Below are 12,959 nucleotides of genomic sequence, written 5' to 3'. Positions count from 1 at the left end.
ATCATGAGCAACCATATGTTCGACGCCATCAGGAAAGCCGCGCGGCCGGACGCTCCCTTCATCGAGACACCGGACGGGAAGGTCTGGACCTATGGGGACATGCTCGAATTCTCAGGCAGGCTCGCCCATTTGCTGCGCGCCCTTTCAGTGGAGCCGGGAGACCGCGTTGCGGTGCAAGTGGAAAAAAGCCCCGAAGCGCTGATGCTCTACCTCGCCTGCCTGCGGGCAGGGGCGGTCTATCTGCCGCTCAATACGGCTTATACGACCGCTGAACTCGATTATTTCATCGGCGATGCACAGCCGCGCCTTGTGGTGGTTTCGCCTGGTTCGGAAGACGGGCTGCGCCCTGTCGCACAGGCCCATGGCGCGCGCCTGGAAACGCTTGACGAAAAAGGTGGGGGCTCGCTTCTGGCACAAATGAGCGGAGAGGGCGCCGATTTCGCGGATGTGGCGCGCGCGGCAGATGATCTGGCCGCGATCCTCTACACCTCCGGCACCACCGGGCGCTCCAAGGGCGCCATGCTGTCGCATGACAATCTGCTCTCCAACGCGCTCACGCTCTGCGATTACTGGCGTTTCAGCGCGTCGGACCGCCTGATCCATGCCTTGCCGATCTTCCACACGCATGGGCTGTTCGTCGCCTCGAACGTGATCCTGCTTTCGGGCGCGTCGATGTTTTTCCTGCCGAAATTCGATGCGGACACGGTTCTGCGGCTGATGCCGCGCGCCACCGCGCTGATGGGCGTTCCGACCTTCTATGTGCGTCTGGTACAGCACGAAGGGCTGACGCGAGAAGCGGCCTCCACGATGCGCCTGTTCGTTTCGGGGTCCGCGCCGCTTCTGGCTGAAACCCACAAGCGCTTTCGCGAGATGACCGGGCACGCCATTCTCGAACGCTACGGCATGACCGAAACCAACATGAACACCTCCAATCCCTATGACGGGGACCGGGTTGCAGGCACGGTGGGCTTTCCGCTGCCCGGTGTCTCGCTGAGAGTGGTCGACCCAGAGACCGGCGCCGCTGTTGCCAATGGCGAGACGGGTATGATCGAGGTCAGCGGCCCCAATGTCTTCAAGGGCTATTGGCGCATGCCGGAAAAGACCAAAGCAGAGTTTCGCGACGATGGTTTCTTCATCACGGGCGATCTCGGCAAGATCGACGAGCGCGGTTATGTCCACATTGTCGGTCGGGGCAAGGACCTTGTCATCTCCGGTGGCTACAATGTCTATCCCAAGGAGATCGAGACGGAGATAGACCTTTTCCCCGGCGTGGTGGAGAGTGCGGTGATCGGCCTGGCGCATCCCGACCTGGGCGAGGGCGTGACGGCGGTCGTGGTTGCCGAACCCGGAAAGGAAGTGGACGAAAAGGCCATCCTCAAGGGGCTGGAAGGGCGCCTGGCGCGCTACAAGCAGCCCAAGCGCATCCTTTTCGTGGAGGAATTGCCGCGCAACACGATGGGCAAGGTGCAGAAAAACATTTTGCGCCAATCCTATGCCGATCTCTACCAGCCCGCGAATGCGGGATAGGAAGGCCTCTTGGGTTGTGTACTTCTCTGCCGCCGCCCTGCCTTGCCACGAACAATTTGCTGCAAGCTGATACCACTGAAGTGACGTAGCAACCTGCTGGACAGGATTGGCGTATGTCCGCAGATTAAATGCAGCAAAGGATCGCTAATGCTATCCCTCATCATACCCTGTGTACCGTAGGCTTCGATGTGAAGCTTGGCTTCGGGCAGCGTAACCCGCGACCCTCCGAAAAATCGGAGGGAAGCCAGGGCACGTCCTTTGTTTCTTTAGCTTTGAGCAATGGTAAGCCAAGCACTGACGGCAAGTGAGCCGGTTATGAATGCCGACGTCAGTTTGTTCATGGTTTCGACCCCGATCAGGCCTCTGTTGCCGGGTAGCCGGCTTCTTCAAGAACCTGCAGAATGGCTTCTTGCAGTGCTGTGGTCTTTATCTCGACCATGCGTGCCGCCGGATCGGTTTTGATTTCGGCATCGGAATCGACCGACCGGATCGCATTGGTGACGGACTTGGCACATCCACCGCAGGTCATGTTTTCGATTTTGAGTTCCATGAGATTTCTCCTTGTTTCGGTCTCAAGGCGCTCAAGGTGGGGTTTCCAACGATGGCAAGGTCAAGAGGCATGAAAAAGGAAATTTCGCTATTGACCTTACCATCGTTGGAAACCCCATCTTCCGTCCGAACCTGAATTTCGGAATGAGAAGGAGGCGGCTATGAATGCCCCCGTTCGGTCAATGGATTTGTCACGAACACTATCGCTACCCATCGAGGGTATGACCTGCGCATCCTGCGTGGGGCGTGTTGAAAAAGCCCTCAAGGCTGTGCCCGGCGTTACCGGCGCCGTCGTCAATCTGGCGACCGAAAAGGCAAGCCTCACGACTTCAGCCCCGGTCGAGCATGCGGCGCTCGTCAAGGCCGTGAAGGATGCAGGTTATGAGGTTCCGGCAAGCTTCGCCGAACCGGCGGCAACCTCGCTTGAGATCGCAATCGAGGGCATGACGTGCGCATCCTGCGTCGGCCGGGTCGAAAAGGCGCTCAAGGCCGTGCCCGGCGTCACGGAAGCCGTTGTCAACCTCGCAACCGAAAAGGCGACCATCCAGGGTGCGGTAGAAGCGGCCGCAGTGATGGCGGCAATCGAGAATGCGGGCTATGACGCCAAGGTGGTCAGGGCAGCAACCGGGACCGGCCCGGCGGAGACGGATGAACGCGCCGAGAAGAAGGAAGCCGAACGTCGAGAACTGACCCGTGACTTCATCATCGCGGCAGTGCTCACGGCGCCGGTTTTCATCCTGGAGATGGGATCGCATCTCATTCCCGGTGTGCACGCCCTGATCGCGGCGACGATTGGCATGCAGAACAGCTGGTACCTGCAGTTCGCGCTGACGACGCTGGTGCTGTTCGTGCCGGGTATCCGCTTCTATAACAAGGGGCTGCCGGCCTTGTGGCGCCTGGCTCCCGATATGAATTCGCTGGTGGCCGTCGGGTCGCTCGCAGCTTACGGATATTCGCTGGTCGCGACTTTCGCACCCGGTTTCCTGCCTGCAGGAACGGTGAATGTCTATTTCGAGGCGGCTGCGGTCATCGTGACCCTGATCCTGCTCGGCCGGCTGCTTGAAGCTCGTGCCAAGGGGCGCACTTCCGAGGCGATCAAGCGTCTGGTCGGCCTTCAGGCCAAGACGGCGCGGGTGCGCAAAGATGGCCGGATCGTCGAGCTACCGATCGATACCGTGATCTCGGGGGACATCGTCGAGGTACGCCCGGGCGAACGTGTTCCGGTGGACGGCGCAGTGATCGAAGGCGAGAGCTATATCGATGAATCGATGATCACGGGCGAGCCGATCCCGGTTCTTAAAACCGATGGCAGCGACGTCGTGGCCGGGACCGTGAACCAGAAGGGCGTCTTCGCAATCCGCGCGACGGCGGTCGGCGGCGATACGGTGCTTTCCCAGATCATCCGCATGGTCGAAGAGGCACAGGGTTCCAAGCTGCCGATCCAGGCGCTGGTCGACAAGGTGACCATGTGGTTCGTGCCGGCGGTCTTCGCGGTCGCGGCGCTAACCTTCGCCGCCTGGCTCTATTTTGGACCGTCGCCGGCGCTCACCTTCGCGCTGGTCAATGCCGTCGCCGTTCTGATCATCGCCTGCCCATGCGCCATGGGCCTCGCAACGCCGACCTCGATCATGGTGGGCACCGGTCGCGGGGCTGAACTGGGCGTGCTCTTCCGCAAGGGTGAAGCGCTTCAGTCGCTGAAAGATGCGAGGGTCGTGGCGGTCGACAAGACGGGTACGCTCACGGAAGGCAAGCCGGCCCTGACCGATCTCGAACTTGCCGTAGGCTTTGATCGGGCAAACGTGCTGAGCCTCGTTGCCGCCGTCGAGGCCAAGTCGGAACACCCGATCGCGCACGCGATCGTGGATGCCGCCGCCAGGGAAAATCTCTCCCTGCCAACCGTGTCAGACTTCGTCTCGGTGACCGGGTTCGGCGTAACGGCGCAGGTCGATGGTAAGCGCATCGAGATCGGTGCCGACCGCTATATGGCTGAACTCGGCCACGACGTGACAGCCTTTTCTGCGGTGGCCGAGCGTCTCGGCAATGAGGGCAAGTCGCCTCTCTATGCTGCGGTCGGCAACACGCTGGCAGCGATAATCGCCGTGGCGGATCCGATCAAGGAGACCACGCCGGCTGCGATCAAGGCGCTGCATGATCTCGGTCTCAAGGTGGCGATGATCACGGGGGACAACAAGCGTACCGCCAAAGCCATTGCAGAGCGCCTTGGGATCGACGAGGTGGTGGCGGAAGTGCTGCCGGACGGCAAGGTCGATGCTGTTCGCCGTCTCAAGACCGAATATGGCAAGGTGGCTTTCGTAGGCGACGGCATCAATGACGCACCGGCGCTGGCTGCGGCGGATGTGGGTCTTGCCATCGGTACCGGCACGGACATTGCCATCGAGGCGGCAGACGTCGTTCTGATGTCGGGCAGCCTGCAGGGAGTGCCGAATGCGATTGCACTGTCCAAGGCGACAATCGGGAACATCCGGCAGAACCTGTTCTGGGCCTTCGCCTACAACACGGCGCTGATCCCGGTGGCCGCAGGTCTCCTCTATCCGCTGTACGGCATCCTGCTGTCGCCTGTCTTCGCCGCAAGCGCCATGGCCCTGTCGAGCGTTTTCGTGCTCGGCAATGCGCTCAGGCTCAAGGCCTTCCGCGCGCCGATGCAGGGGGAGAACGGGGCGGAGCCGCGCCGTCAGCTCGAACTCGTCCCGGCTGAGTGAGAACAGGCGGGACTGCTTCGGCAGGCCCGCCCGCTCCCAGGAAGGAATAAGGCAATGACAAACTCAAAGAATGGATCGGTGATCCTTTACACCACGCCGACATGCCCGGATTGCCGCGCCGTCAAACAATGGTTCGCAACGGAAGGCGTCGCGTTCGAGGAGCGGGATCTGTCGGATCCGCAGATCGCCGAAGAGGCGAAAGCGCGTACCGGCGTGCGGGTCGCACCCATCGTGATTATAGAGGGACAGGTCTTCTATGGAACCTTCGCCGACCAGAAACCCCGCCTGGCTGAAGCGCTGAAGCTGACGGGCACTGCTCAAGGGTGATCGCAATGGCCAAACGCATAGACATTCGACAGGCAGCGCGCAGCATCCTGGTGCCGGAAGGCAAAACCATTCTGGAGGCAGCACTCGAGGAAGGGATCGCCTATCCTCATGGATGCCGCTCAGGCCGTTGCGGCTCCTGCAAGTCCCGACTGCTTGACGGGAAAGTTGACCTTTTGCCACATACGCCTTTTTCCCTGACGGATGAAGAACGGGCCCAAGGACTGATCCTTGCCTGCAGGGCACTGCCGCTTGCCGACTGCGGCGTTGCGTGGCTCGATGAGGCGGAAGAACAGTCCGATATTCCCATCCAAACATACCGGACCAAGGTTGCCGCAGTCGATCATTTAACGCATGACATCCGCAAAATCAGGCTGGAGGTTGCAATTGGAGAGGCGGTATCGTTCAAGGCAGGCCAGTATGCGCAGGTGAGGTTCAACGGCGTTCCCGCGCGCGATTATTCGATGGCGAACCAGCCCGGGCGATCCCATTTCGAATTCTACATCAGGCATGTGCCTGGCGGAGCGGCGAGCGAACACGCCGTTGGAACGCTCAGGGTGGGTGACAAGGTTCTCGTTCGCGGGCCGCTTGGCAGCGCCTTCTTGCGTGAGCAGCACACGGGTCCCATTCTGGCGGTTGCGGGCGGGTCGGGCCTGGCGCCGATCAAGTCGATTGTCGAAATGGCGCTGGCAAGCGGGTTGAGGCAGCCGATTCACCTGTATTTCGGAGCGAGGACGGCGCGCGATCTCTACCTGACCGAACATTTCGGCCTTCTGGCGAGCACCTACGGCAATTTCGAGTTCGTTCCGGTGCTTTCGGAAGAACGGGGCTCCGCCCGCTTCCGCAAAGGTTTCGTGACGACTGCGATTGCTGAAGATCTCCCGGACCTCGATGGCTGGAAAGCCTATATGGCAGGGCCGCCGGCGATGATCGAGACTGCTGGGTCGTTGCTTCAGGACCGAGGGGTGCGCAATGAGGACATCCATGCGGACGTGTTTTTTACGCCTGAAGACACAACTATATAAGTCCGTAACCGGAAGGATAGCGTTATGAATATCGGCAAGGCAGCGGAAGCGTCCGGCGTCTCGGCGAAGATGATCCGTTACTATGAATCGATCGGATTGATACAGAAAGTGTCCCGAACGGATGCCGGCTACCGTGATTATTCCGACAATGACGTGCATACGCTGCGCTTCATCCGCCGGGCACGCGACCTCGGATTCTCCGTCGAGCAGATGATCGGTCTTCTGGCTCTGTGGCGGGATCGTGATCGGGCGAGCGCGGATGTCAAACGCATGGCACTCGAGCACGTCAAAGAGCTTGAGCGGAAAGCTCGCGAAATTACCGAGATGGGCAAGGCTCTCAGGCACCTGGCCGATAATTGCCAAGGTAATTCCCGCCCGGACTGCCCGATCATCAATGAACTTTCGGCCAGAGGTGAACTGGAATCCGAACGGATCAAGGATCGTCCTCGTTTCGGCGTGGCCGGAAACAAACTGGGTCGGGCGCAACGTTTCGGCCAGGCGTAGGCGCGAGGAAGCGGCGATTACTGCACAGCTTTTCGTAAGCGTTTGCCGGTGATCCTCACAGGCGGATTTTGCATGCGCCCAAAACGGCCCGCGCGTACTCCTCGTCCTGTCGTCCTTGCGGGCTGTCATCCTGGCGGGCTGTCTGTTGGTTGCTGCGGTCGCTGAGGTGTCGCAGGCTGTGAGGACCTTGAACCGCTGTCCACGCCTCTCCCCGGTTCTCCCCGTCAAAGGCGCATCTGTTGTGACGCGTTACAGGAGATCAATGGTAGCTTGGGTGCGCTACGGTCATACCCCCTCTCCGATGTTCGCCCGCCGTTCTCGTTCGCCGGCCGCGCTCGAATGCGCGCCTAGAGACTATGGGGTAACGGACGCTAGGCTCTAATCGTCGGGCAGATCGATTACATTGTGAACCGTCGCTACTGAATAGGCGACCGGATTGAACTAATGCGATGGATGCCCCCTTCGTCAGGCATCGTATGATGCTATCCGCGCCTTAGCGGCGCTATCGAAGGAGGCATCCATCGCATCAGTTCAGGTTGTCTCGATTTCAAATACCTTTGTTCCGGTGTCCAATAGTGACTTGGACCCAGGAGTTCCGCGGACCTCGCTAATCGCTTTCCTTGCCGTAAATGCCAAAATGCCGGAATGGGACATTGTCGTAGACTGCGCAAATTTCTCATTGCTTCGCGGATATACGCTCAACAATAATTCCTATGGGTATGTGCGGCCCGGGAAAGGCGTCAAGAACGTCGACAACGGCGCTAATAACGGCGCGTGTTTAAATACTCACGCGTCAAGGATTGATAGCTACCAAAGGGAGTGATCGGGAGGGGGAAGTGTTGCCGCCTCGATCACGGCTTCATCAATACAATCTTTCGCGTGCTGTGTGCATAGATAGTACGGGGTCTGGATGTCAGTCGCGGCTCATTTTGCTACTTTTCCAAGGTATCGCCACTGGGTGTAAGGAAGGGGTATATTGTCGCCGTTCCGTGGTCGTCGCGGATGGGGCAAGATTCTCGGACAATACAAGCGTCGATGTGTGGGCTGCTCCCAGCTCATTTGTCGGTGTTGGCGGTTCCACGCTTGATGGCTCTGTGCCGTCGTTGGGACGCATCGTCTGTTCCGGTGGCTCTATTGTTGCAGCGGATGGCACTACTGCGGACGGGAATCCTATCGATCACGTGGATGTTGCAGGCACGGGGTCCTCGGTCAAGACAATCAACTACCCATGCGGACCAGGCATGGTAACCACCAGCGCCGTTGCCAACCGAGCATCACGGGCGGTTACAAAATCAGATGTGCTGAAGTTTGAGAGAGCGGACAGGGTATCTGTTCCGGCGCTGTCCTATTCCACGATTTATGAGGTAGTCAGCGGCGGAGCGAGCATCGTTGGAGGATCATTTTGGGGTTAAGCCGTGGGTTGTCGAATTACCGTTGATGGTGTCAAAGTTGGAAACTTCATTGGCCTGACCGGCGGGCGCGACAGCGGCGCAGATATATTTTCTGTGTTCACAATTCCTGCTATCGAGGCAAAAGACTCCGTGAAGATTGAGGCCTACAATAGAGCTACTGGAGGGGCCGCCGATCTTGGTTGGCAGCTAACGCGACGCTGACAGAGCAGTCATTGTAGGTTGTCAACTTCCGCTCTGCATCGTGATGTTCATGATCTTGATGAAATCGCTCATGAACCCGCTATTCTTCGATGCAGCTATACCTAATTGCTCTGATCCGGCACCGCTTAAGTGACCAGTGTCATAGTAGATCGATTTCTCGGCTATTTTGCTTCCGCAAAAATCGCGGGAGCACAAGATCGGTTCGAAATCGAGATACCCAACGCCTTTTTCCGAGGCCACCTTTTTGACAATTTGGTTTGTCGTCTCAATTCGCTGCGGAGCGCCTTTGAAGGCGTCTCGGCAGTGAAGGACCTTGAGCTTGATGTTTTTTCTCTCACACGTGGGGTCATACCCGTAGAGCCGTGGAACCTGCCCCAATACGATAATTGTCTTATTCTTGGTCTTCAGCGTTTCAATGGTCTTCGCGAGTGCCTGGGTGAATTCGGCTTCATTCTGCCTGAGATAGGTGTCCCAGGACGATGACATTATGATCGTGTCGTATTTGTCGAATTCCTTGAGCGCCGTCGCAGAGGAAGATTTACATGCCTTTGCAATCTTCTCTCTGGTGAAACGCTCCGGTCTGTCGAGGACCGAGGGGCAGGCGGAATGTGCAAAGTTCCTGAACGATATGCCGGCCTCCCGAGATAATGCCGCAAGTGCTCCAACATAGTGACTGGCATTGGAATCGCCCCAAAGCAGAATTTTGGGCTCCGACGTTCCGTTGATTATGCACTTTGGGTTCTCGGTGTCCTTTTTGCTCAAGGTGCTTGTCTGGCAGACATAATCCATATCTCCAGCCGGCCTGATATCGGTGGAGAACTGCGCCAATTGTTCAGGGTATTTGGTCAGCAGCCAGGGGCCGAAACCCTTGGTGATAATTAGGGCGCTCGCAACGATGACCATCGCCGCCGTAGGAACGGCAAAATAGCGGATCGCCAGTGATCGGAACGGCTTTTCAGAGAACCGCGCGGGCTTTTCGACAGAATAATAGCTGAGAACCGAAAGACACAGCATCAATGCCGCGCATGCCAACTGTTGTGTGACGCTGATCTCTCCAAACATGTAATGCGCATAGGCGAGCACCGGCCAGTGCCAGAGATAGAGCGAATAGGATATCAACCCGACCCACCGGACAGGGGGTAACGACAGGATTAAGCTGATGGGCTGGGCAGTGCTGCCGGAGGCGAGCAGCAACACCGTTCCCAGAGTAACCGGGATTGCGAGCAGCCCCGGGAACGGGCTTTCGCCGGTCAGGAGGGCGGCGCTTAGCCCGATTAGAAGCAGACCCAGAACAGCTGCCGAGAATGCAATCCCCTTGTGAAGCTGCGGTTGCTTCCCCTTTTGGGCGTAGATCAAAAGGCCACCTGCCGCCAACTCAAACGCGCGGGCCGGCAGCATGTAATACGCCCAGGAATAGAACCCTTGATGCAGCTGAAGCTCGCCTACCAATATGCTCAATGCGATCAGCGCCAAAAGGGCGGGTATGACGAAGCGTGGCCAACGCAGTATCGTCAGAAGGAACGCAGGCCAGAAAATGTAGAACTGCTCTTCTACACCAAGTGACCACATGTGCAGCAAGGGAATGGCCCGGCTGTCAGACGCAAAATAGCTCGTGTCGAGGAAGTAGGTGAAATAGATGTTCGCGCCCGAAAGCACCGTGGCCACAGCTGACCAGGATAACGCTTCCACATCTTCAGGCAGCATCAAAGCCACGCCTGCGGCGAGGGTGACGGCTGTCACAAAGAACATGGCTGGAAGGATGCGCTTTATGCGCTTGCGGTAGAAATCCGCAAAGGAGAATTCTCCCGATCCATAGCCCTTAATAATTGCCCATGTGATCACGTATCCCGAGATCACGAAGAACATATCGACGCCGATGAAGCCACCTGGAATCAGCTTTTCGTTGATATGAAAGACAACGACCAGAAGCACTGCGATGGCACGTAAGCCATCAATGTCGTTGCGATAATCTTGCTTGGTTTTCACGGGCACACCCATTGCCGATTGTCCGGCTCTTTTACACAAGCGTGTAAGCTGTTCAACCCAAGCGTTAGTTGATTGGAGATGGCTATGGCTCGTTGTTTCCCAGACTCATTCCTTCATGAGAGGCAACTTTGGTGCACCACAATTTCGCGCGGGCTGTGGGCGCTTCCCGTGTCTGTTGTTCAGGTCACGATTTGCCGGCCGCTGAACTCAGGAAACGTCCGCCTTTGCTTCGCTATCTCGCCACAAACGATAGTCGCGCGGATAGTAGCCGCGAATGACCGTCTCGGCATCCTGAAGGGTTGGGTCTTCCTTGTATGCGTCTTTCCGGCTGGCTGTCGAAAGCTTGGTTGGAAACTTGTGCGGCACCCCGATCTCCGAAAGGCGATGGCTGTCGCTAAGCCGGAATATGTGGTCGGGGAAAATCGTCTTACGGTGTTTGATGGTCAACCACTGCGGCTTGTAGTGCGGGTCGCAATACTCTGGCGGAATCGAGGCAATGAATTCCGCTGCTGCATGTGCACTGATTTTCTGCCCCATGAGAACGCTTATGGGAATGATGAAGTGTTCGTGATTCGGCGTGCCATCTTCCGCAAGCAGCTTATCACGGAAGAATGAGCCAAAACGGTCCATTGGCTGGCGAACGAAGGTGAACTTCTCGTACGTGCCAAATTGTTCATCCTGAGGGTTGATTGTCCGATTCAGCGAGGTGCTGTCTGAGGCGTCCCGATCAGAGAATTCAGAGCAATTTGCATGAACCAGTGCTCGCCACGATGATGTTCCGCATTTGTATATCGGCAGGAAGATGACCTTGAATTCTTCCACTATCACCGCGGTTCGATTTGGCGTTGCAAGGAAATTCTGATCGCGCGGGATCATGATCGTGGCTTCGTTGACGCCCGCCTGCTTCAGAGCGGCCAGGGACCGGAACCAGGAGCCAAATGCGTTTGGAATGATCGCCGGGGCGCCTTGCTTTGCGAACTTCTCCGCCAGGAATAGCCGATAGTCCCATGGTGCGGTGGCTTTCGCTAAAAAGCGCTCGCCTTCGATCTCCTCGCCCGCTCTGGCGAACCTGACGGACATTTCGAACAGGTCCCGGTGTAAGGGGCTTGATAATGCATCCGGCATTTCATCTCGCTCTGCGCAGCATCCTTTTCGGGTTTCAATACCCTCGCCGAGGCCAATTCGTCCAGATGCGAGAGGTCGTTCCCACTCTAACCGCAACAGGAGTATCAGCAATGGACCGCAATTTTGCGCGGGCCGTGGACGCTTATCATGTCTATCGCCCGGTTCTCGATCTGCTCGGCCGCTCGGAAGGAACGGACAAGGGCGACGGCTACGATGAGAGGCTGGCCTATGGCGCCTACACCGGCGGCGATGTTGATCTCGTTTCCATGACGCTGACCCAGGTTGATGCGCTGCAGACGAAGATGCTCCAGCATCCGAAAAACAAGCTTAATTCAAGCGCGGTTGGTCGTTACCAGATTGTGCGCATCACTATGCGCGCCATCCGAAACACACTAGGCCTGACCGGCAAGGAGCTTTTCGACCGGGACATGCAGGACCGCATGGCCTGCTTTCTGCTCGGGCAGCGCGGCATCGACAAATGGTTGGCGGGGCGCCTGAGCACGGACACGCTTCTCACCAACCTGGCGAAGGAATGGGCGAGCCTGCCGACGTCCTCCGGCAAGGGCTATTACAGCGGGCAGCGGGCATCCGTGACGGTTCCTGATGTCAAATATGCGCTCTCGCAGGTCCGTCACCGGCATATGGAAGGGGAGCCCAAGCAGGTTGAGATGGTCGAGGTCGACAAGCCTGTTGTACCGGAACAGGTCGAGCAGGAAGTCAGGAAGAAATCCGGCTTATGGCAATGGCTCACGGGTCTGTTCGGATCGGGCGCGTTCGGCCTTGGCTGGCTGACGGGCATGGACTGGCAGGCAATCCTCGCTGGCGGCGTGGTGCTGATCGTCGTTCTGCTCGTGCTCGTTGCCTTGCGCTCGCAGATCGTTGCCGCAGTGCGCGAGATCAAAGGCGCCGTCGAGGGTCAGGGGTGATGCTCTCACTCGACAGCTGGCTGCGCATCGGCGCCGTACTGGCCATCGCCGGGGGGCTCATGTGGTCGCATTCATGGGCCTATCGCACCGGACGCTCGGTTGAGCAGAAGGCATTCGTCCAAAAGATCAATCAGGAAAACAAGGAGGCCGGCAATGCGGCTGAAGACTGGAGGGCTCGCTATCGCCGCTGCGCTGAGCGTGGCGGGCTGTACGACTTCGAAACCGGTGCCTGTAACGAGTGACGGCCTGCGCTCTGTGGTCGGAACGTCGCTGATCGGGGCGAAAGGGGCAACCTCGCGCGATCAGGGCAAGATTGATGAAACATCGCAGGCCTCTGCGGTGCATCGATCTGGACGCCATCGGAATGCGCCCGCCATGGGCGAGCGGTTCGGAAATAGCCGGTATGACGCAAGCCAGCGTGAAGCGCACCCTTGGGCAAATCCTGGGAGAACTCAAGGGGATCGATGACCGGCTGAAGCGTGCCGATGACAGCCGCGCCGTGGTGCATCGCCGCCTCGATGAGGTGAGCGAACGCCTTTCGCATGTGGAAGGGGAGGTCGAGGCGACCAAGAAGACGGTCAACGACATGAAGCCGGTCACCGATGATATGGCGCAGTTGCGCACTCAGCCTGCCGGTGCCGGAACACTCGGGCGATGGCT

Annotated in this window: 11 protein-coding genes and 1 pseudogene; 9 read left to right on the top strand and 3 right to left on the bottom strand. The window is 58.3% G+C overall.

The window, feature by feature from the left end; genetic code table 11:
- The first annotated feature begins 3 nt into the window (after positions 1–3).
- On the top strand, positions 4–1,527 hold the full coding sequence (locus NA8A_RS14800; RefSeq protein ID WP_009451138.1) for a malonate--CoA ligase: 1,524 nt from the start codon (positions 4–6) through the stop codon (positions 1,525–1,527).
- A 355-nt stretch (positions 1,528–1,882) separates the two neighbouring features.
- Here the strand turns inward: NA8A_RS14800 and NA8A_RS14795 are convergent, their stop codons facing one another.
- The gene (locus tag NA8A_RS14795) at positions 1,883–2,077 is read right to left on the bottom strand and encodes a heavy-metal-associated domain-containing protein (RefSeq protein ID WP_009451137.1); all 195 of its coding nucleotides are present in this window, start codon (positions 2,075–2,077) and stop codon (positions 1,883–1,885) included.
- A gap of 160 nt (positions 2,078–2,237) precedes the next feature.
- On the opposite strand from NA8A_RS14795, the gene NA8A_RS14790 reads away from it, so the two are divergent.
- The 4 genes from NA8A_RS14790 to cueR are packed head-to-tail and all read left to right on the top strand — an operon-like array spanning position 2,238 to position 6,649.
- Entirely contained in the window at positions 2,238–4,796 is a 2,559-nt protein-coding gene (locus NA8A_RS14790) for a heavy metal translocating P-type ATPase (RefSeq protein ID WP_040672701.1), read from the top strand.
- A gap of 54 nt (positions 4,797–4,850) precedes the next feature.
- On the top strand, positions 4,851–5,123 hold the full coding sequence (locus tag NA8A_RS14785) for a glutaredoxin family protein (RefSeq protein ID WP_009451135.1): 273 nt from the start codon (positions 4,851–4,853) through the stop codon (positions 5,121–5,123).
- Positions 5,124–5,128: 5 nt separating this feature from the next.
- The gene (locus NA8A_RS14780; protein WP_009451134.1) at positions 5,129–6,145 is read left to right on the top strand and encodes a 2Fe-2S iron-sulfur cluster-binding protein; all 1,017 of its coding nucleotides are present in this window, start codon (positions 5,129–5,131) and stop codon (positions 6,143–6,145) included.
- Between the two features lie 24 nt (positions 6,146–6,169).
- Entirely contained in the window at positions 6,170–6,649 is a 480-nt protein-coding gene (gene cueR / locus NA8A_RS14775) for a Cu(I)-responsive transcriptional regulator (RefSeq protein ID WP_009451133.1), read from the top strand.
- A 1,634-nt stretch (positions 6,650–8,283) separates the two neighbouring features.
- On the opposite strand, the gene NA8A_RS14770 is transcribed toward cueR, so the two are convergent.
- The gene (locus tag NA8A_RS14770; RefSeq protein WP_009451132.1) at positions 8,284–10,260 is read right to left on the bottom strand and encodes an acyltransferase family protein; all 1,977 of its coding nucleotides are present in this window, start codon (positions 10,258–10,260) and stop codon (positions 8,284–8,286) included.
- A 195-nt stretch (positions 10,261–10,455) separates the two neighbouring features.
- Positions 10,456–11,328, bottom strand: a complete 873-nt coding sequence (locus NA8A_RS14765; RefSeq protein ID WP_009451131.1) for a sulfotransferase family 2 domain-containing protein — start codon at positions 11,326–11,328, stop codon at positions 10,456–10,458.
- A 155-nt stretch (positions 11,329–11,483) separates the two neighbouring features.
- On the opposite strand from NA8A_RS14765, the gene NA8A_RS14760 reads away from it, so the two are divergent.
- From NA8A_RS14760 to NA8A_RS24390, 4 genes and pseudogenes are all read left to right on the top strand, one after another.
- A complete protein-coding gene (locus tag NA8A_RS14760; protein WP_009451130.1) occupies positions 11,484–12,299 on the top strand; it encodes a lysozyme family protein in 816 nt (271 codons plus the stop codon).
- Positions 12,299–12,541: a hypothetical protein gene (locus NA8A_RS14755; RefSeq protein ID WP_009451129.1), complete on the top strand. Its 243-nt coding sequence runs from the start codon at positions 12,299–12,301 to the stop codon at positions 12,539–12,541. Before NA8A_RS14760 ends, NA8A_RS14755 begins: the two co-directional genes overlap by 1 nt.
- Positions 12,453–12,697: pseudogene (locus tag NA8A_RS25510) on the top strand (hypothetical protein). Before NA8A_RS14755 ends, NA8A_RS25510 begins: the two are co-directional and overlap by 89 nt.
- 5 nt (positions 12,698–12,702) lie before the next feature.
- On the top strand, positions 12,703–12,959 hold a 257-nt coding region (locus tag NA8A_RS24390), incomplete at its 3' end, for a DUF1515 family protein (protein ID WP_081581957.1).

The organism is Nitratireductor indicus C115 (genome assembly GCF_000300515.1).
GTDB classification, from domain to species: Bacteria; Pseudomonadota; Alphaproteobacteria; order Rhizobiales; family Rhizobiaceae; genus Nitratireductor; species Nitratireductor indicus.
This window is presented reverse-complemented; position numbering and strand designations above follow the sequence as displayed.

Excerpts from the sequence above, each read along its gene's own strand:
- NA8A_RS14800 (WP_009451138.1), top strand. The coding sequence starts at position 4 with ATGAGCAACCATATGTTCGACGCCATCAGGAAAGCCGCGCGGCCGGAC.
- NA8A_RS14795 (WP_009451137.1), bottom strand. The coding sequence starts at position 2,077 with ATGGAACTCAAAATCGAAAACATGACCTGCGGTGGATGTGCCAAGTCC.
- NA8A_RS14790 (WP_040672701.1), top strand. The coding sequence starts at position 2,238 with ATGAATGCCCCCGTTCGGTCAATGGATTTGTCACGAACACTATCGCTA.
- NA8A_RS14785 (WP_009451135.1), top strand. The coding sequence starts at position 4,851 with ATGACAAACTCAAAGAATGGATCGGTGATCCTTTACACCACGCCGACA.
- NA8A_RS14780 (WP_009451134.1), top strand. The coding sequence starts at position 5,129 with ATGGCCAAACGCATAGACATTCGACAGGCAGCGCGCAGCATCCTGGTG.
- cueR (WP_009451133.1), top strand. The coding sequence starts at position 6,170 with ATGAATATCGGCAAGGCAGCGGAAGCGTCCGGCGTCTCGGCGAAGATG.
- NA8A_RS14770 (WP_009451132.1), bottom strand. The coding sequence starts at position 10,260 with ATGGGTGTGCCCGTGAAAACCAAGCAAGATTATCGCAACGACATTGAT.
- NA8A_RS14765 (WP_009451131.1), bottom strand. The coding sequence starts at position 11,328 with ATGTCCGTCAGGTTCGCCAGAGCGGGCGAGGAGATCGAAGGCGAGCGC.
- NA8A_RS14760 (WP_009451130.1), top strand. The coding sequence starts at position 11,484 with ATGGACCGCAATTTTGCGCGGGCCGTGGACGCTTATCATGTCTATCGC.
- NA8A_RS14755 (WP_009451129.1), top strand. The coding sequence starts at position 12,299 with ATGCTCTCACTCGACAGCTGGCTGCGCATCGGCGCCGTACTGGCCATC.